Annotated in this window: 17 protein-coding genes; all 17 read right to left on the bottom strand. The window is 43.7% G+C overall.

Annotation, left to right across the window (positions count from 1 at the left end; translation table 11 throughout):
- Positions 1–255 precede the first annotated feature (255 nt).
- The 17 genes from MKZ04_RS16230 to MKZ04_RS16310 all read right to left on the bottom strand — a co-directional run bounded on the left by MKZ04_RS16230 (position 256) and on the right by MKZ04_RS16310 (position 20,259).
- The gene (locus MKZ04_RS16230; protein ID WP_341046342.1) at positions 256–2,196 is read right to left on the bottom strand and encodes an ABC transporter permease; all 1,941 of its coding nucleotides are present in this window, start codon (positions 2,194–2,196) and stop codon (positions 256–258) included.
- The gene (locus MKZ04_RS16235) at positions 2,186–2,947 is read right to left on the bottom strand and encodes an ABC transporter ATP-binding protein (RefSeq protein ID WP_023856897.1); all 762 of its coding nucleotides are present in this window, start codon (positions 2,945–2,947) and stop codon (positions 2,186–2,188) included. The genes MKZ04_RS16230 and MKZ04_RS16235 overlap by 11 nt, the downstream gene beginning before the upstream one ends.
- 101 nt (positions 2,948–3,048) lie before the next feature.
- A complete protein-coding gene (locus MKZ04_RS16240; RefSeq protein ID WP_341046344.1) occupies positions 3,049–4,053 on the bottom strand; it encodes a sensor histidine kinase in 1,005 nt (334 codons plus the stop codon).
- A gap of 5 nt (positions 4,054–4,058) precedes the next feature.
- Positions 4,059–4,745: a response regulator transcription factor gene (locus MKZ04_RS16245; RefSeq protein ID WP_020453510.1), complete on the bottom strand. Its 687-nt coding sequence runs from the start codon at positions 4,743–4,745 to the stop codon at positions 4,059–4,061.
- A gap of 107 nt (positions 4,746–4,852) precedes the next feature.
- Positions 4,853–6,262 carry a glycoside hydrolase family 1 protein gene (locus tag MKZ04_RS16250; RefSeq protein WP_095291262.1) on the bottom strand — a complete coding sequence of 470 codons (1,410 nt, stop codon included), beginning with the start codon at positions 6,260–6,262 and terminating at the stop codon, positions 4,853–4,855.
- 40 nt (positions 6,263–6,302) lie between these two features.
- Positions 6,303–8,147, bottom strand: coding sequence for a beta-glucoside-specific PTS transporter subunit IIABC (locus tag MKZ04_RS16255; RefSeq protein WP_341046346.1), 1,845 nt, complete (start codon positions 8,145–8,147; stop codon positions 6,303–6,305).
- 329 nt (positions 8,148–8,476) lie between these two features.
- Positions 8,477–8,956 carry a hypothetical protein gene (locus MKZ04_RS16260; RefSeq protein WP_229129191.1) on the bottom strand — a complete coding sequence of 160 codons (480 nt, stop codon included), beginning with the start codon at positions 8,954–8,956 and terminating at the stop codon, positions 8,477–8,479.
- A gap of 81 nt (positions 8,957–9,037) precedes the next feature.
- On the bottom strand, positions 9,038–10,027 hold the full coding sequence (locus MKZ04_RS16265) for a choloylglycine hydrolase family protein (RefSeq protein ID WP_149169706.1): 990 nt from the start codon (positions 10,025–10,027) through the stop codon (positions 9,038–9,040).
- 136 nt (positions 10,028–10,163) lie between these two features.
- Positions 10,164–11,573 carry a glycoside hydrolase family 43 protein gene (locus MKZ04_RS16270; RefSeq protein WP_445662249.1) on the bottom strand — a complete coding sequence of 470 codons (1,410 nt, stop codon included), beginning with the start codon at positions 11,571–11,573 and terminating at the stop codon, positions 10,164–10,166.
- 110 nt (positions 11,574–11,683) lie between these two features.
- A complete protein-coding gene (locus MKZ04_RS16275; RefSeq protein ID WP_341046349.1) occupies positions 11,684–13,129 on the bottom strand; it encodes a DEAD/DEAH box helicase in 1,446 nt (481 codons plus the stop codon).
- A gap of 137 nt (positions 13,130–13,266) precedes the next feature.
- Entirely contained in the window at positions 13,267–13,869 is a 603-nt protein-coding gene (locus tag MKZ04_RS16280; protein WP_023856889.1) for a hypothetical protein, read from the bottom strand.
- An 18-nt stretch (positions 13,870–13,887) separates the two neighbouring features.
- Positions 13,888–14,667: a hypothetical protein gene (locus tag MKZ04_RS16285; protein ID WP_006639697.1), complete on the bottom strand. Its 780-nt coding sequence runs from the start codon at positions 14,665–14,667 to the stop codon at positions 13,888–13,890.
- A 14-nt stretch (positions 14,668–14,681) separates the two neighbouring features.
- Entirely contained in the window at positions 14,682–16,274 is a 1,593-nt protein-coding gene (locus tag MKZ04_RS16290) for a ribonuclease YeeF family protein (protein WP_023856888.1), read from the bottom strand.
- 17 nt (positions 16,275–16,291) lie between these two features.
- Positions 16,292–16,561 carry a YwqI/YxiC family protein gene (locus MKZ04_RS16295; protein WP_020453522.1) on the bottom strand — a complete coding sequence of 90 codons (270 nt, stop codon included), beginning with the start codon at positions 16,559–16,561 and terminating at the stop codon, positions 16,292–16,294.
- Between the two features lie 9 nt (positions 16,562–16,570).
- Positions 16,571–16,963, bottom strand: a complete 393-nt coding sequence (locus MKZ04_RS16300; protein WP_341046351.1) for a DUF5082 domain-containing protein — start codon at positions 16,961–16,963, stop codon at positions 16,571–16,573.
- A gap of 782 nt (positions 16,964–17,745) precedes the next feature.
- On the bottom strand, positions 17,746–19,047 hold the full coding sequence (locus MKZ04_RS16305) for a pyrimidine-nucleoside phosphorylase (protein ID WP_341046353.1): 1,302 nt from the start codon (positions 19,045–19,047) through the stop codon (positions 17,746–17,748).
- Between the two features lie 30 nt (positions 19,048–19,077).
- A complete protein-coding gene (locus tag MKZ04_RS16310) occupies positions 19,078–20,259 on the bottom strand; it encodes a NupC/NupG family nucleoside CNT transporter (protein ID WP_023856885.1) in 1,182 nt (393 codons plus the stop codon).
- Positions 20,260–20,328 lie beyond the last annotated feature (69 nt).

Consider the following 20,328-nt stretch of genomic DNA (forward strand, 5'->3'; position numbering starts at 1 on the left):
TGAATCACAAACTCATAATCAACGGTATCTCTTTTTCAGCATAGATCACTTTTTCCATCGTTTAGCTTCATTATTATCTATATTTTAACCGATGCATAGAACTGTTACAATATTCCTAAAATATTTAAGGGATTAAAATCCAATAAAAATTACATTTTTTTATATTCATTGAGCGAAGCAAAAAAGGCTGCCCCCACTCGGGAACAACCCTTTCATTCGTCTCTGATGCTGCGGCCGAGATTCCACACGGCTCAGCTACAGCGCCGACTTGATCACTTTCTTACCGTAAAGAACGGACAGCAAACCGAAAATAGAATACAGAACGGTGTACAGCACCATCACGATGATCATTGGCGTCCGCACCTCTGCTCCGAATAAGAACCAGCCGGATTGGACAGCAAAGTAACTGTGAGACAGGCCGATAACCAATGGAATTCCGAAATTATACATTTGCTTGATTCGTATCCCCTTCAGAAGATCCCCGCGCGTGAAACCAAGTTTTCTCAAGATCGTGTAATTCGGTTTCTCATCTTCGCTTTCGTCCATTTGTTTAAAGTAAAGGATGCATCCTGATGTGATCAGAAACGTAAGTCCTAGAAATCCTACGATAAACATGGCAAGTCCGAAAAGCGATTTTTGAGCTGTGCTTGCATCGAGGAGCGATAAATGCTGATCGTTTTGATTCACTGTTGCAAACAATTCATTTGCCTGCTGAATCTGATCTTCATCTTTTAAATTGATCCCGTAAAAAAGACTCGACTTCTGCTGTAATTTTGGATCTTTGTCTTGGCTCAGACGTTTAAACAGCGCATCATCCACAACGGCTACAGGCAATCCGCCGCTGGTAAAGTTGAAGGATAAGAGGGACTCTTTTCTCAGCCCTAAATAGTTTAATGGAATCGTCTCATGCTCGCTCTTTACCTTAATGGCCCCCGTCTCTTTTAAAGCCATAAGTTTCTGGAGAAGGTCGTTATATCCTGAGAAAATGACGTCTCCTTTGTGCACGTCAATCCCGTCAATCTCTGCATCGCTGACTACGGCGAGGGGTAATTTCCCCGGGTCACCAGCCATATTTTCAGGATCCCCTTCGACAACTTGTTCCAGATTGAAAGTCGCCTGAATGACATGAATTTCTTTTTTGCTGTATGAAATGTTGTTTTCATCCAATAGTTGTTCGAACCGTTTTGCATCCTTTTGATTTGTCATAGCGAAATCAGCCGCCACATTTTGTTCGGCGGCTTTCTCTGCAGAGTAGTACGAAATATAGCACAAGGATAACAAACCGATCGCCAGTGCCGTAACAGTGGTGATGATCGTTAATAATAGAGCGTTTGATTTCAGCCGGAACATGATCGATGAAAGGGACAGCACTTCATAAATATTTAAGTAGCCTCCTTTGCTTTTGCGGATGATATTGGAGACAAAGCTGACCGATCCTTTATAAAAGAAGTACGTTCCGATGATAACGGTACCGAGAATAAAGCTCATCGCATAAAACAGCTCATCTATGGTCTTGAATTTTCCGCTGAACAACTCAGTGGAAATGTAATATCCCGACAAAATAAACAAGATGCCCAATAAACCAATGATCATTTGAAAAACGGATATTCTCTTTACCTTATCTTCCGTAGCTGATGTCGCTTTAAATAATGATAAAATGCTTTGCTTTTTGATAAACGTATAATTCATCACCATCACCAGCAGGTAGATTCCGCAGAATACAATGACAGTTTGCACAAGCGCTTCTCCGGAAAAATTCAATTCGGTTTCAGCTTGAACATCTACTATTTTAAATAAAGTCATAAGCACGAGCTTTGAGATCGAAAACCCGGCAAACACCCCTATGACCAAAGAGCCGAAATACAGCATGACATTTTCCAAACTTAAAATGCGGAAGATTTTTTGCTTCCTCATGCCGATTAGCTGGAATAAACCGATTTCTTTGCTGCGCCGCTTAATAAAAATCGTATTGGCATACAAAATAAAAACTGCTACTACTGCCACTAGAAGAATGGAAGCTGCTTTCAAAGCCGCTGCGCCTTTTATCGATGCCTTCACTTCATCGATCGCCGGATCATATTGCAGCGTAACAAACGCAAAATAAAGCGCCACGCTGAAGATTAACGCAAACACATAAAGGTAATAGTTCCGTATATTCTTTTTCAGGTTGCGGAAGATCAGCTGATTAATACTCATGCTGAACCCCGCCTAACACGCCTTGCGTTTTCATGATATCCTGAAAGAACATCTGCCTGTCTTGTCCGCCTTTATTCAGCTGCGTATAAATTTGTCCGTCTTTAATGAAAACCACTCTGCTGCAGAAGCTCGCGGCGACGGGATCATGGGTGACCATAATGATTGTGGCCCGGCGCTTTTGATTTAACTGGCTCAGCTTGTTTAACAAGTCTGATGCGGATTTCGAATCAAGCGCACCGGTCGGTTCGTCAGCGAAAATAATGCTCGGTTCATGAATAAACGCCCTGGCTGCTGATGTGCGCTGTTTTTGCCCGCCGGAAATTTCATTCGGATATTTATTCTTCAGCTCAAAGATGCCTAATTCTTTCGCGACTTCCTCAAATTTTTGATCGGCTTCTTTTTTTGATATTTTCGTAATCGACAGCGGCAGAAGGATATTTTCTTTCACTGTCAGCGTATCGAGCAAATTGTATTCTTGAAAGATAAATCCTAAATGCTGCTTCCTGAATTCAGCAAGCTGTTTTTCCTTCAGATTCGTCATCTCAGCTTGGTTGATGTTAATCGTTCCGCCGCTCACCTGGTCAATAGAGGACAGAACATTGAGCAATGTTGTTTTGCCTGAACCTGACGGGCCCATAATACTGACAAATTCACCCTTTTGGATCTGAATGTCGATTCCCTTTAACACTTCGTGTTTATTGTGCTTATTTCCATAGCTTTTTCGTATTTTTTTCGCTTCTAAAATCATCATTTTTTAAATCTCCTTTTGACTGGATATTTTTATTATAGAAAGGAGGACAGCCGTTTTCCTTCGATTCAGCGAACAAAAAAGAAAAGCGTGTGACACTTTTGTCACACGCCAAGCACACGGGAAAATTCGTTCCGCTTCGGAAAAATCAGCGTAAAGGTTGTCCCCGCTCCTGGTTTAGAATCAACCTCGATATGAATCAGGAGCGGCTTTGCCGCTTTTTTCGCCAAATACAGCCCCATTCCCGTGGCGGCCTGATCATGATGCTCCGTTGTTGATGTGAAACCTTTGTCAAACACACGCGGTATATCTTTTGGATCGATGCCCCGTCCAAAATCTTGAACTGCGAGATGCACCTGGCCATCTTGTTCATAGCTTTTAATCAAAATATCGGATGCTTCGCTGTATTTCACTGCGTTTGTCAGCAGCTGCCTCATGATAAAAGACAGCCATTTCGCATCGCTGAGCACTTCCCCGGCCTCAAGCTGTATATCAAACCCGATCCCTTTTGGAATGCACCATGATTGCAAATCTTTTAGTTCTTTAAAGATTAAAGGTTTGAGCTCTAGAGTTTCAAGAGACAAGTCATTTTCGATAAACGACATCCGCTTTTGATGAAGCTGGCGATCGAGCAGCAGGTGAACACGCAGCCATTCATAGTCGAGTCTCGATTTTAATGATTGATCGTCAATCGTCTCCATGATCAAATGCATGGCGGTAAGCGGCGTTTTGACTTCGTGTATCCAGGCCATGAGCTCATCTTTTTCATTCTCCAATGCCAGGCGATGCTGCGCCGCCTCTTGCTTTAACTGTTTCGTTTGTTCGGCTATGCTTTTTTCAATCATCGTTTCGAAAGGCGTTTCCGCCTCTCGAATGTTTGTCACATCGAGATTGTGATCCCATTCTTCCAGGCTTTTATAAAACTTCGTTTCCCTCCGAAAGCGGACGAGTACAAAAACGATAAAAATAAATGAAGACAAATAGGTCATATATAAAATCGATGCAAAAGGAATGGATGAATCGACATAAGCGATAAACAGAAAGACGATCTGCTGCAAGACAAATATGGCGATCCAGCTTCGCCTCTCGGTCAAAAACGCTTTCAGCATTCTCATCATCCTTCTTCTTTCGCCATATAGCCCTGGCCGACCTTTGTCTCAATATATTGCCCCAAGTTCAAGGTATCCAGTTTTTTTCTCAAACGGTTTACGTTGACCGTCAGCGTGTTATCGCTGACAAAACGCTCATCGTTCCATAAGCTTCTCATCAATTCTTCCCTGCTGACAATTTTGTTTTTTTGGTCGATCAATTGTTTTAAAATGAACATTTCATTCCTCGTCAACTCGATCGACCCCGCCTTATTGCTGACGCGGTTTTGCTCGGGATCAACGGTTGCACCGCACCACGCTTTCTTCAGAATCTCAGGCTCTGTATTATAGTCGTAAACACGGCGGAAAATCGCCTGGATTTTGGCAATCAGCACGTCAAAATGAAACGGTTTCTGAATATAATCATCTGCTCCAAACTGCATGGACATGACCATATCAGCCGGATGGTCGCGCGAAGATAAAAAGAGAATCGGAACGTTGGAACGGGAACGGATCTGCCGGCACCAATGAAACCCGTCATATTTCGGCAGCTGAATATCGATAATGACGCAATCGGGCTTAATCGCCGCAAACTCCTGCATCACTTCGCTGAAATCGTCGATGCCGTACACCTCGTATGACCACCCGGTTAACCGTTCTTTTATTTCCTGAAACAGCGATTCATCGTCTTCGATCAACAGCAGTTTAAACATTTGCCTCACCGCACTTTTTGTCTTTTTTCTAAGTCAAGTGTATAGCAAATCGTTTTCATGCGCTACAGAGAAAAAAGCTGTCCTGTAAAGGACAGCCATTTTAAATATCACAAACTTTCGCCATTCGTTTCGATCACTTTTTTATACCAGTAAAAGCTTTTCTTTCTCGTTCTTGCAAACGTGCCGTTTCCTTCATTGTCACGGTCGACATAAATATAGCCGTAGCGTTTTTTCATTTCGGCGGTGGATGCGCTGACCAAGTCGATCGGGCCCCATGATGTGTAGCCGATTAAGTCGACGCCGTCTGCGATCGCTTCTCTTACTTCTTTTAAGTGATCGCGCAAATAGTTGATTCTGTAGTCATCTTGTATCGAACCGTCTTCTTCGACGACATCGACGGCGCCGAGCCCATTTTCAACAATGAAAAGCGGCTTTTGATAGCGGTCGTACAATGTATTCAGCGTAATGCGGATTCCTTTAGGGTCGATCTGCCAGCCCCATTCGGACGATTCAAGGTACGGGTTTTTAACCCCTCCGAGCAAGTTGCCTCCCGTTTTTGCCAAATCTTCCGGATTCGTGCTCGCAACCATTGACATGTAGTAGCTGAAACCGATATAGTCGACTGTGTTTTCCTTCAGAATGTCTTCATCACCTTCAGCCATCTCAATCGCAATTCCATTTTCCTTAAAGAAGCGCTTCATATAGCCCGGATAAGCTCCGCGTGCCTGTACGTCCGAGAAAAACAGCGTTCTTCTCTCATTTTCCATCGCGGCGAGCACGTCTTCCGGTTTTGGCGTCATCGGGTATGTCGTCGTTGCGGCAATCATACAGCCGATTTTAGCGTCCGGAATAATATCCTTGCCTGCTTTTACCGCAAGGGCGCTTGCAACAAATAGATGATGCGCCGCTTGGTACATCGCATTTAACTGGTTTTCGCCTTCTTCAAATACAAGGCCACCGCCTGTAAATGGCGCATGCAGGACCATGTTGATTTCGTTGAACGTCATCCAATATTTCACTTTGTCTTTATAGCGGGTGAAAACCGTTTTCGCATAATGTTCATAGCACTCGATCACTTTCCGGTTTTTCCAGCCTCCATATTTTTTAATTAAACCGAGCGGCATTTCATAGTGGGATATCGTCACGACTGGCTCAATATTGTATTTTAATAGCTCATCAAAGAGGCGATCGTAAAATTCGAGTCCTTCTTCATTCGGTTCACTTTCATCACCGTTAGGAAAAATCCGCGTCCAGGCAATCGATGTTCGAAACGCTTTAAATCCCATTTCGGCGAAAAGAGCGATGTCTTCTTTGTAGCGGTGGTAAAAATCGATGCCTTTGTGATACAGGTTCAATGACTCCATCGACTCATCGAATGGATACATGACCCCGTTCGGCGACACATCAGCTGTCGAGAGCCCCTTTCCGCCGACATTATAGGCGCCTTCTACTTGGTTTGCGGCAACCGCTCCGCCCCATAAAAAACCATCAGGGAATTTTTTCGTTTGTTCAGTCATATCCTTTCACCTCATCCAAATTTGTCGAGCTTTCCTCTCTCTACGCCAGCGCGATCAGCGCTTCCTCAATGTCAACGCTTTCATCTGTTTTCAAAGGCTTGATCGACTGGTACCGGTCCGTATTTGTGATGATAACCGGCGTGATTAACTGATAGCCCGCATCCTTAATCGCATCCATATCAAATGAGACAAGCTGGTCTCCCGGCTTTACAGCGTCTCCTTTATTGACATGCACGGTAAAGTGCTCACCGTTCAATTTCACCGTATCGATTCCGATATGAATAATAATTTCTGCCCCATTGTCGCTAGTGATGCCGAGGGCGTGCTTCGTTTGAAAAACGGTCGTGATCGTGCCTGATACAGGCGACACCACTTTGCCTTCTTCTGGCTCTATGGCAACACCTTTTCCCATGACTTCTCCTGAAAATGTCGCATCATCCACTTCACTCAATGCTTTGACTTCGCCTTTCAGCGGGCTTTGAATAATTTCACTACCGCCAGTCGTAGAAGAAGCAGCCGCCGGTTCATCGGCTTCATCTGACGGAATGTCTTCAAATCCCAATACAAAAGCAAACGCTGTAGCGGCAAAGAACGCGATGACGATCCCGATCATGGCCTGTATAAAAGTCGGACCGATAAACGTTGTAATTCCCGGCAAACCGACGTTTCCGCCAATAATATATGCTGCTACGCCGGTGATGCCGTAAAATGCACCTCCGACAGCGGCGCCGAGAAGCGCAGAAACAAACGGCTTTTTCAGCCTCATGTTGACACCGTACATCGCTGGCTCTGTAATCCCCATCAAAGCCGTGATGCTTGTCGTCAGCGACAATGATTTGAATTTCTTATTTCTTGATCGCAGGAAGACGGCAAATGACGCGCCAGCCTGCCCCATATTCGCCAAGAACATCGCAGGTATCAAATAATCGTAGCCGTTTTGCGTAATGTTGTTGAACATAACCGGAATGAAAGCATAGTGCATTCCTGTCATGACGATCAAAGAAAACGTTCCGGCTAAAAGAACCATCGTGATTAAACCGGCATTTTCAAATAGACCGTTTACACCGACAGACAGATAGTTCCCTGCAATCGCACCGAGCGGACCGACTGTAATTAATGTGACAGGCACCACAATCAGCAGCGTCAGTGTCGGTACAAAAATCATCTTCAACGAAGTCGGGGTGACTCTGTCAATCCATTTCTCAACGTAAGATGCAATCCAAATCGCGAGCAGGATCGGAATGACTGTCGACGAATAAGTGGCAGCGGTTACAGGCAATCCGACAAAAGAAATGCTTTTCCCTGAACCGAGGAGCGCTGTCAGATCGGGATGCAGAATCGCCGCTCCGATCGCCGCCGCAACATAAGGATTGCTGCCGAATTTTCTCGCGGCGCTGACCGCCAGCAAAATCGGCAGGAAGTAAAATGCTCCGTCGCCGATGGCCGATAAAATGGTGTGGACCTGGCTATTTTCACTCATCCAGCCGAACGTGACGGCGATAGCAATGATCCCCTTGATCATACCCGCTCCAGCAATCGCCGGGAGAATCGGCGTAAATACGCCTGATATCACATCAAAAATGGCGGACAGCACGTTTTTCTTTTTGCCGGCTTGCTGCTCGCCCGCTTTTTCATCGCTGAGCCCGCTGTTGGCAATGATCGCTTTGTACACCTTAGGCACATCATTTCCAACGATAATCTGAAACTGGTCGCCGCTGATGTTGGTGCCCATTACAGCCGAAAGACTTTCCAGTTTCGCGCGGTCTGCCTTCGCATTGTCATAAAGGTTGAAACGCAGTCTTGTCATGCAGTGAATCACGCTCTGTACGTTCTCTTCACCGCCCACGAGTTGTAAAATGTCCTTCGATACTTTATTATAATCCATATGAGTACCTCCTCTTTTGGGGGAATCTGCCGGACTGAAGGTGGCCGCCTTCACCCGGCTTTTTTATTGGCTTGGAACCGCAATGAATCCTCGGAATCTCACATCACCTCCTCATTTTGGGTATAAAAAAAACCTAAATTACGCCGACTTGAATGGGACGATGTCCCAGAAAGCTGTACGCAACTTAGGTTTTGCCTGCAAAAGCAGTAACAATCCTTAAGAAACTTGCTGATATTAGTTTGTAACTATACTGTAGCACCTGTTTTTGTTCATGTCAACGCTTTCATTACAAATGTCTCATAAAAAATAGAATACACGTAAACTAGAAACTAAGACTTTATACCTTTATTTCTATGTTTTCTAGCTTTCGCCGCCTTTTTCATAAGCAATGCAGGGCTTCGCCTTGCTTTCCTTCGCGCTGCCGGCTGTGCAACTGCGTCTTTCGGTTCCTGCTGCTTATGAAGAATGAATCCGGCGGCCATGAACGGAATCCCTGATAAGTTTGTGAAAATGTTTTTAATGCCCATCGCTAAAATAAAAGAGCCCCATGGAGAAAACGGATCTTTTTTGATTTTCACGTAAGCGGTGATTTCCAGGGCAATAAAAATGACCGACTGTACTAAAATTACAATCAACAAGCTCAAAATGAACAAGAGAGCCAAATTAAACAACGTGCCTGAGTAGATCATCAACTTCAGCGCGGCCACGAAAGTCCCAGCCTCCATATATCCGTCCGTGACATTCGGATTCCAAACGGCATAAACGTCAAATTGATGTTTGAAATGAAAAAACAAAAATAATATAAACAACCAATATATGCTATGTAAGCTAATGCCTAATAAAATGAGTCTGTTTGCTGCTTTGTTTTGCAATATTGTTCCTTCTTTCGTTTATGATTGAAGAGAATGAAACGTCTCTTCCTGCTTTGGCGGAAACACCTTTATTTCGTTGCTGTCCAGGTCTTCCTGTAATATGCAAACCTTTTGAATCTGCCTGTTTTGATAATGGTGAAAATAGTAGCTGCACGTCTCGCTGCACATCACCGCCGTATATTGGGTGTAATCGTCTTCGCCATTGTCAGTTATGACAATCCCTTTGGGAATATTCATATGGGAGAGAATATGAAACGCGGCAGAAACGCCTTCTGTTTCATCGGACACGGGCTTCATGTGCTCTTTCAAAACTGCTGCCCTGACAAAACGGGATGGCGGTGTAAAGTCTCCCGGCAATCCGGACAGCCCGGAACCTTGGCCAAAAGCCGACAGCGTCAGGTCTCCCATCTTTTTCGCGGCAAACTGTCCCGGCTGAAGACCGATATAATTGCGCAAATTGGTCAAATGCCAAGGAAAATCCGGACTGTTCGTCAGCACGCCGACCGGATTATCATGAATTTGAATGCCTCCGGCCGCCGGTTCAACAACGATGCTCGCACCGGAGCGGTCCGTTAATAGCCAATGAAGCGGCGTCACCGTACCGAGCAAGCTGACCTCTCTCTCAACAATGTTTACGGAAACAGCCGCTTTTTTCACTTCCTCCAAATCGCCGCATTCCGACAGCACCCATGTCACAAATTCGTGCGGCGCAAGATTGCGGCATTGCTCTTTCGTCTCGCTTTCATACACAGCATAATCCGGGAAATAAAGCGCCGCGCAAGACAATCCTTTTTCATTCACACCATCGGCAAACAGCGCATTATTGAGCCTTCTGCCCATCCCGATAAACGCATACCGGCCGGCATGCTCGCTGCCGTCTGCTTCACTTTTCCATTTGTAGCGACGCGGATGCAACAGCACTTCCCCGTTAAGCTCAAAATCAAAATCCATCGTCCTCGCCAATAAATGCTCCCGACCCGCAGTCGTCAACGTGATACTTGTACACATTGCGTCTCATCCTTTTCGTTTGATATTACACTTCGTGAACAATTTATTTCCATGTTATCGAATTGGAAATGATTCGTCAAAATGAAAGGGATTAAGATAAAAATGACCTCCAGAACAGAGGTCATTTTTAATCACATCATTTACTCCCCCAAACCGCATCTCCCTCATGAGACAACGCACTAAACGTCATCACCTTCCGCTCAGAAGCTGCATCCCACTGGCGCAAAAATACACCGTCATATGTTTTTCCGTCGAGCTTGAGTTCGATTTTGTTGTCTCCCGTGTTCTTCCACGTCCCGGCCGCTGCGCCGGTTATTTTGCCGTTTTGATTTAAGCGGATTTCTTTCGATTCTTTAATATCTGCAGATATGTCTTTTCCATGACGCACCAATTCGTAGGCGCCAATCACATCTGACTTTTTCACCTTGTCGAGCTTCTCTCCGGCATAGCGGTGAGGGGCGGCAACCGGCCAGCCTTGTTTGTTCATCAACAGCTGGTGGACGCGGACTTCGTGCTCCTCGCCCCGTCCCGGGAAGCGGGTGTGGAAGAATAAATACGATTTGCCGCTTTTTTCATCGTAAAAGGCAGAGTTATGGCCCGGCGATACATAGCCGTTTTGATTGCTAAATGAGAAATTCCCCATCAGTTTGACACCGTACGGTTCGATTGAGCGATCGTCAAAAAACGTTCCTTCTTTGCCGCGGACGTCAATCATCGCATGGCCTTCTGCGTCATAATAAGGGCCATCAGGGTTTTTTGAGCGGGCGACGCGAATGTTGTACCCGCCGTCAGCGGCAAGCCCTCCGAAGGACATGTACAGGTAGTAATACTGTGTTTCAGGATTGTAGAGAATGTATGCGCCTTCAATCCGGCTGTGATTGCCGCCGATCAGCTTTTTGCCGTACCCCTGTCCCGGAAGCGGAAGTCCGGTTTTCTTATCCATTTCTAAAATAAAAATTCCCCCGGAATAGGAGCCGTACACCATCCACAGCTTTCCTTTTTGATCAAAGAATGTATGCGGATCGACGACATTTGGGTGCTTTGTCGCGTCATAAGGCGTGCCGTCATTGCTGATCCCGTCCATTCCCGACTTTAGGAAAATGCCTTTATTTTTGTATGGGCCTTCAATGTCGTCCGCGACAGCAAGTCCGAGCGCAGATCTCGGAGAATCCCCGCGGCAGGCGTTGTAATACATATAAAACTTGCCGTCCTCAAGCTGGGTGACATCAGGCGCCCACAACGTATCAGTTTCAGCCCATTCAAAGGCCTCTTTTAATTCTTCATATACGTTCGGAATCAGAGGATTGCCGTCGTGGACACTCGAGGAAATTTGCGTCCATTTCATGAGGTCCGTCGATTTGGCCGAAGCTAAATGGGAGCCGAAGACATAGTACGTGCCATTCGCTTTAATAATGGATGGATCGTGAACCGCCACTTCTGAAAATACAGGTTTTTGAGTTTGTGCAGAAGCTTGGTTTGGCGCGAAACATGCAGCCATGATGAAAAGCAATGCAAGGACTTGGATGAAACACTTTCTCATATTCATTTGTTCTCCTTTCTTTTGAAGCGCTTTCATTTTTTGACAATTCATCATATGCTGCTTATCCAAGGTTTATTACGAACAAAAAAGCTCCCGACAAAGTCGGCAGCCTAAGTTTATTTCCTCGCTTTATGCACTTTCAGCAATTTCCCTTTCACGGTTGTGTTTTTCATCGCTTCTAAGACGAGCGGTCCTTTGCCGTTTAAAATTTCAACGAATGAACCTTGCTCTTGTATCGTGATAATCCCAATATCCTCAGCGGAGACGCCGTCAATTTTAGCAATCGTCCCAACGAAATCAACAGCTCTCAGCTTCTTCTTTTTTCCCCCGTTAAAGTAGAGCCTCATAATTTCTTTATTTAACGATTCGCTCTTGTCCTGTTTAAGCTCAGGCTTCCTATTGATTTTCTTTTGAAACGCCGCTTTTGCCCGTGCAATTTCTCCTTTTAAAGGCGCCTCAATAATAGGAATGGAAAAACCGATATAGTCTTCAATGTCAGCGATCATCCTTTTTTCACGCGGGCTGGCAAGCGTAATCGCTTTTCCCCGGCTGCCGGCTCGGCCTGTTCTGCCGGTACGATGCACATAGCTTTCTTGATCTAATGGCAGCTCATAGTTGATAACATGTGTGATGTTCTCAATATCGATGCCCCTTGCCGCCACATCTGTCGCGATTAAATAGCGGAACGCTCCCCGTCTAAAGCGGTTCATCACGGCAAAACGTTCCTCCTGAGGCATGCCGCCGTGAATTTTCGCGCACGGATAACCCAAACCGGCTAAGCGCCGCTGCAACTCATTCACTTGCTCCTGTGTGCGGCAAAAGACGATGCAGCTGTCCGGATTCTCAACAATGAACAGATCCACTAAAAGCGGAAATGAATCATTTTCATTTACAAAGATCAGTTGATGCTCGATATCTGCAGTTGTCGTACCGCCTGCTTGAATCTCGATTTTCAAAGGATCTTTCATATATTGAAGGGATAGATGCTCCACATCCTCCGGAAAAGTTGCTGAAAACAGCATCGTCAGCCGTTCTTCAGGCAAATGGCGGATGATCGCTCCTACTTGATCGATAAATCCCATATTCAGCATTTCATCGGCCTCATCGATGACAAGGTATTTCAGTTTTTCTAATGGAAAGGTCCCTTTTTCAATGTGATCGAATACGCGTCCAGGTGTCCCGACAACGATATGGCATTTTTGCTTGAGCTCTGTTTTTTGCCGTTCAAAGGACGATTTCCCGTAAACAGCCGCTGCTTTTATTCTTTTATAGCGGCCGATGTTCGTCAAATCCTCCTTAACCTGAGCGGCAAGCTCGCGCGTCGGTGTCAAAACCAAAGCTTGTGGTTTGTTCTCTTCCCATTCTGTCAGCTCACAAAGCGGAATTCCGAACGCGGCCGTCTTCCCGCTCCCCGTTCGCGATTTCACCACAACATCCCGCTTTTTAAGCGCCGCGGGAATCACTTCGCTTTGCACCGCAGTCGGCTGCTTATACCCTAAATGATCGAGCGCTTTCGTAATATCGCCGCTTAATGCATAGTCTGTAAAACTGGCTTTGCTCATGTATGAACTCCTTTTGGTCATATGATTTCCAGTGAATGATGGTGTTATGAATGTGATTATACGCGAATCATGACTGATTTCAAAAGGACATGAAAAAGAGGCTGTAATAGACATAGCCGCAAGAAACACCTACAATATCAATTGTTTTCAAAAATTAATCCGATCATAGTAAGCTCCCACAGCAAAGCAGCGATGAAAATGACGCCCATTAGACGCTGTAATACAAAAGGGAGGCGGGCTAAAACGATTTGGACTTCATAATTTAAAGAGGAAACCAGAATGGCTACATATCGAAAAAAGTCGGTGACTAGCCCATTTGATTCATCATATACATTGGTTTCATATAGCTTAATGATTAATGTTGGTACAAACAAAGAAACAAATGCAAACACCATGTTGATTGTTAAATATATGATAAGCGCAGAATTCGGATACGGTATATCCCCTGACATCGCAAATCCAAAAAATAAACTAAAAATAGAAAAAACAAATATACCTATTGGGATATTGGTCTTTCTTATAGCCCTTGAAGGAGGGCGCGTAACTGTCTTTTTTGTTTGAAAACCATATACCAACGAAAGTAAAATGATAAACAGCTCGGCAGTGAAAACAAACATAAAGAACATAACATTGGCGTCTTTTTCCCAATAAGGTTTATTCAACAACAATAAAGCAGTTAACAACAAAAGAATAAAATTGCTTCTCAGCCAAAGGAATCGGCTTTTTTTAAAAGAGAACATAAATAGAAATCCTTTCTACTATAAATCATAAAATTCATTCATTGTATCCACTATTTTCCCGAAATATTCGTCGACTGCCACTGGTTGAAGATATAGCGAGCCAGTTTTTTTAATATTTTCATAATCTAAATGCCAAATGAAATTATCACTTCTTAATAAAAAAGCAACTTGATCTAATCTTGTTTGATTTTGAATATAGTCACTTTCTACAAAAGAAATATTATCGAGCTCTTGGTTGTTTGCTAAAAAATCAAAAGAAAATTGACTTATAGTTGGATGCGTTTCCGGGTCTTCTGCCATTCTTTTAATAACGGCAGCTTCAACCTCGTGAAACTCGTCAAATGAACCTTCATCCATTTCAAAAATTTCATGTTCTGGTTTTTTATCTATATATGAATGATAAAACATTTTCAGCATTTCTAAAAACAGCTCTCTGCTTCTTAAAATCGAAAAACAATGATTTTGGTTTTCAATCTCCTGGACAATCAGTTCATCTTTTTGGATATGGTGTATTATCATCACCTTTTTTCGATGGATACAGCGAACTTTTCGCTTTGATTGAATGAGTAAGTGAATCAGGTTTTCTAACCCTTTTTGTAAATTAGATTCTGTGTCATCAGCCCAATATCCTCTCTGTTTTAAAAGATTTTCGGCTTGAATTGAAAATGGCTCAATATCTTTTTCATCTTGAATCAACTGCTGATCATTGATAATATCTTCAGCAGCTTTTTCATATCTACACAATAACAATGCAGCAACGAGTTCATTTGTTGTTAATATAATTTTAGAGTCTAACATTATACTCCTCCTTATTACCTGAACCAGCTAGTGACAAATTCCTTTGCACCTGAGAGTCCGTCTGAAATTGTATCTGCCGTTTCAGAGGCCTTTTGACTTAACCATTCACCAGCTTCCTTACCTTTATCTTCTATCCAACCTGCAGCATCTTCTCCCCATTCTTTTACTTGATCTCCCGCAATTATGGATCCAGTTATACCAATACCAGCTCCAATTGCTCCTCCAATAAGAGTGCCAGGACCTGGACATATTAATGAACCCAGTCCAGCTCCGCTAGCGGTCAACGCTCCAACTCCAGCATCCATTCCAATCCCTGCTGAAAATCGGCCAAATTTTTCGAACCAAGATTTATCTTTATTATCATCACTAAAAAACTCAGCTCCATTTGTAGTCAAGGAGAATATTGTTCCAGCATAAGGTATTTTTTTGGCGAGTTTTGTAATACTAGCTTCATCCTTAAACTTCCCAAGAGTCCCTTTCACATCAAGCTTAGTCTTATAACTCTTCAGTTCCTCTGGCTTATGCTTTAGGAAACTTTGGCTTTCTAAAATCTTTTCATATGATATTCTTGTTGTGTTAGGCCCCAACCCAACAATCTTTCTCAAAAGGCCGCTTGGTTTATTTTGAAATTTGCCGAGCCATTTTTTGATTGGTTTGCTTGAGTTTGGATCGCCTTTTTTCAGGATATTGTAAACAAACTGAGCCACCTTGGAATCGTATTTTCCGTTAGCTCCCTGCGTCCATTTCGGAGAGGCTTTCACACGGAAGTTTCCTTTTCCGTCTTTTTCAAGCTCAAGCATTTTCGTCGCCAGTACATTCACGGCTATGACGCCTTTTGTTACAGCCAAAGCGCCGTTTCCTGTACCGATTAAATCGAGCCATTCAGCGATTCTGCCCATCATTGTCGGATCGTCTTGTTTTTCTGCTAAATCAACGGCTTCGTCAATCATTTGTTTAACGACATCTGTTTCAGAAAAGTAGTTTTCAACCTCTTTAATCGTTTTTTTAGATAGGATCGCGCCTCCCTTTGACCAAGTGTTCACTTTTTCAGTGAGCTTGGAAAGCTGAGCGATCGAATTTGACGATTGTTTTAATATAGAATTAGTATCACGATCAAGCTCTTTTAAATCAGACACTGTGTTGTTCACATGTTTTTTTGCTTCGGAAATATGCTCATTAAATGATGCCAAAGAGATAGATCCGCCCCCAATCAACTGGCTGATTTTATCAAATTCGTCATTAATCGAATCAACCGTATCATTCGTTTGACGTTTCAGTTCTGTTAAGCCCTTTTTGACGTCATGCGTCAGAAACTCTTCTTTTACAAAACCCTCTGTTGATTCATAGGTTCTGATTTTTGCTTTAATATCTTTTAAATTCTGTATGTATTGATCAATAAAGTGCTGAAAATAAAGCAGCACGGGAAGATGAAGAACCGAAAAGTGTTCTTTGATCGCATTTCCGCCTTCTCCTTTTAATGCATCATCAAGCTCTGCAATTTTTTGTACACTTTCCCTTATGGCATTGATTTCTTTTTCCTCTTGCTTTTTTTCCTTAATCAATTGGTCTATCGCGTCAATGACTTCAGAGACATCTAAAACTTTCAAGAGAAAACCAGCCCTCCTTATTTCATTTTTTGAGAGATGTTTTTATCAGTATCAATCAGGACTTTAATGTTTGACCATGCGTCCTTTTCAACTGAAGATAGCGCCTCCTTGTATTTTTTTAATAGCTGCTCGTATTCCTTTTCGATTTTTTTTATTTTGTTCACTACATCCATTGAAGAATTAGTGATATCGGCTTTTGAACCTGCTATCGAAAGTGCGCTGATTTTTGTCTGAAGGCTTGAAAACGCCGTTTTGACTTCTTCTGCTTTTACCTTTATTTCTGCCATTCTTTCACCTCAATGATTGACTTGTTTTTTTATATCTGTAAGCTGTTGTTTTTGTATACTTAGAAACATCTCCATATTAGAGATTTGCATTTCAAGATTTTCAATCTCTTGCTCAATATGTGAAATCAGACCATCTGTTTCTCTCTGTATATTTTGATAGCTGTGTGCAATATTTGATCTTATATTGATAAATTGATTTGTATGTCTACCGTTCCATATATGCGAAGTAATATCTGGCTGATTGATGAGATTGGCATTGTTTGAAAGGGTGTGAAGTTCACCGGTAATAGCTGTTTTTGCTTTTTTCAGTTCAGCGAATTTGCTTTGTGTATCCTTTATATTGTGAGATAAAGAAGAAATATCTTTTTCCAAAGAAGCGATTTTAGCAGCATGGTTTGACATATCGGGTTCACCTCGTTTTTCAGAAAATAAACGTCTGCACGTTACTATTCGCTTATTCCACAGTATTTCGGTTAGGTATATTGTTGCTCTCCGATTGAATCCAACGTTCTTATAAATCAGACCTTTTTCATATTACAATATCATCCAAAATAGGTAAATAGGATAATGGACTTGGTTTTCTTGGATTTTCTTGAATTGATCCATTCAAGCTTCTCACAATGTTCTTTGAAATAGCATCAGGTGCTTAGTTCAAATGACCTTCTTCAAATCTTGCCATTAAACAAACAGCACACACCCAAGGTTTTCTCAAAATATCCGTTTTTAAAAACCGCCGGATTTTCCGGCGGTTCCCTTTTAACTGCTCCATTTCTTGAATTTTTTGAAATATATACAAAAGGAAATGATTCCGCCAATTATGCCTGTCAAAATTGCCAATATGAATGAAATAAACAACAAACCCAAATACCCCCATCCCAGCGCTTCATCCTGGGAAGGTTCGCCTGTCACAAAAGATTGCATGTAAAAATGCGACAGTATGGCGTATAGGATAAATGAGCATATACCTATAAGGATAAAGATTAAAACACTAATACCAGAAGATACTAGAATACGTTTGGCCACGTTTAAAAAAACCTCCTATTTATCTATACCTTTCCGTCCATGTAAAAAGATGACACCTAAGACGTATTCATGCTACAAGAAAGATTAAAATAGGTAAATGAGAAAAAAAGCCCATAAAAACAGCACACACCCAAGGGTATGTGCTGTTTCTGCATGTTCTTCTATTCCGTAATCACCGTATGCACGAGCTTCGGCGCTTCGGCTTTTTCAGCGATTTGAATGTTGTCGTAGACTTTTGCGATGACGTCATCGACATTTTCGCGGTTTGCGTATAGGGTAACCAATGGTTCGCCTTTTTCGACTGCGTCGCCGACTTTTTTGCGAAGCATGATACCGACGGCGAGGTCGATTTTGTCTTCTTTTGTTGCGCGGCCAGCGCCCAGCAGCATGGCCGCGACGCCGATTTGATCGGCGACGATTTCAGACACGACGCCCGCTTCTTTGGCAGGAATGTCGATTTTGTAGGCAGCCTGAGGCAGCTTTTCAGGGTTATCCGCGACAGAACTGTCGCCGCCTTGGTTCTGAAGGAAATCCTTGAATTTTTGCAGTGCTTTTCCGTTTTTCATTACATCGATCAGTTTCTCTCTTGCTTCGTCAAGGCTCTCTGCCTTTTTGGCAAGAACGACCATTTGGCTGCCCAATGTTAAGACAAGCTCAGTCAAGTCTTCCGGACCTTCCCCTTTTAATGTATCGATCGCCTCTTTCACCTCAAGGGCATTTCCGATGGCAAACCCCAGCGGCTGGGACATGTCGGAGATGACAGCCATCGTTTGGCGGCCGACATTGTTTCCGATGCGGACCATCGCTTTTGCAAGGTTGACGGCGTCTTCATCCGTTTTCATAAAGGCGCCGGCGCCTGTTTTGACGTCAAGGACAATCGCGTCCGCCCCCGCGGCGATTTTCTTGCTCATAATCGAGCTGGCAATCAGCGGGATCGAATTGACCGTGCCTGTCACATCGCGAAGGGCGTACAGTTTTTTGTCAGCTGGCGTCAAGTTTCCGCTTTGGCCGATGACGGCAACCTTGTCGCGGTTGACAAGTTCGATGAATTCGTCTTTAGAAAGTTCCACGTGAAACCCTTTGATCGCTTCGAGCTTGTCAATTGTTCCCCCTGTGTGTCCAAGGCCGCGGCCCGACATTTTGGCGACCGGGACGTCGAGAGCCGCAACAAGCGGTGCAAGTACGAGCGTCGTCGTGTCGCCGACGCCTCCTGTTGAGTGTTTGTCGACTTTGATGCCTTCAATCGCGGAAAGATCGATCGTTTCGCCTGAGTTGACCATCGCCATCGTGAGATCGGCCCGTTCTCTGTCCGTCATGTCCTGAAAATAGATGGCCATCGCCAGAGCGCTCGCCTGATAGTCAGGAATGCTGCCGTCTGTGTAGCCTTTAATGAAAAATTTAATTTCTTCTGTTGTCAATTCTTCTCCATTTTGTTTTTTAGTGATGATATCAACCATTCTCATTGTGATCACCAGTCCTTTTTTCAATGTTTATCAATAGATCAATCCTACAACGGTCGCTGTCAAGAAACTGACGAGCGTTGCGCCATACAGCAATTTCAAGCCAAAGCGTGCGACGACGTTTCCTTGTTTCTCATTCAGTCCTTTAACAGCGCCGGCGATAATTCCGATCGATGAGAAATTGGCAAATGAGACGAGGAAGACAGAAACAATCGCTTCGGTGCGGCCGCTGAAATGGAAGCTGCCTTGTGCGAGAGACTGCATCGCGACAAATTCATTTGAGACCATCTTGGTTGCCATGATACTTCCAGCATTCACCGCTTCATGCCATGGAATACCCATCAGGAAGGCAAACGGCGCAAAAATAAACCCGAGCAGTTCCTGGAATGATATGCCTAGTGCGGCGCTGAAAATGCCGTTAATCATTGCGATGATCGCGACAAATCCGATCAGCATAGCGGCCACGACGACGGCGACTTTAAAGCCGTCCATAATATATTCGCCCAGCATTTCAAAGAAGGATTGTTTTTCCTCTTCCTGTACCTCTACCATATCATGTTCTCGATCGACTTCATAAGGATTGATAATCGAAGCGATAATAAATCCGCCGAATAAGTTCAATACGAGCGCGGTGACAACGTATTCTGGCTTCAGCATCGTCATATAGGCGCCGACGATAGACATCGAGACAGTTGACATCGCTGAAGCGCACAGCGTGTAAAGTCTGTGCTTAGGCAACAGGCCCAGCTGCTTTTTTAACGAAATGAATACTTCAGATTGCCCCAGTATCGCCGAGGCCACGGCATTGTATGACTCAAGTTTGCCCATCCCGTTGATTTTGCTAAGCGCAAGACCAATATATTTTATAATAAACGGAAGGATTCTCCAATATTGCAAAATACCGATTAAAGCAGAGATAAAAACAATCGGGAGCAGCACGCTGATGAAGAATGTGGATTCATTCACATTCACCAGCCCGCCAAAGACAAAATTTACACCTTCTGCGGCATATTCAAGCAAATACCCGAAGCCTTTGGCAAACCCGCCGACGAGATAGTTTCCGACGCCCGTGTTCAGCAAAACATATCCCAATGCAAATTGCAGCACGATCATGATGATAACCGGACGGTACTTCACTCTTTTTTTTCCGCTGCTGACCAGCCATGCAAGCCCTAAGACGACAAATAAACCGATGAGCCCGATAAGATATTTCATGTTTTGATCCTCCTGGGGATGTATTCGCTTACATTTTTGTATCTGTGCGCAGGAAGCTTTCGCTTCCCG

The sequence above is a fragment of the Bacillus sp. FSL W7-1354 genome (assembly GCF_038002405.1).
GTDB lineage: Bacteria > Bacillota > Bacilli > Bacillales > Bacillaceae > Bacillus > Bacillus paralicheniformis.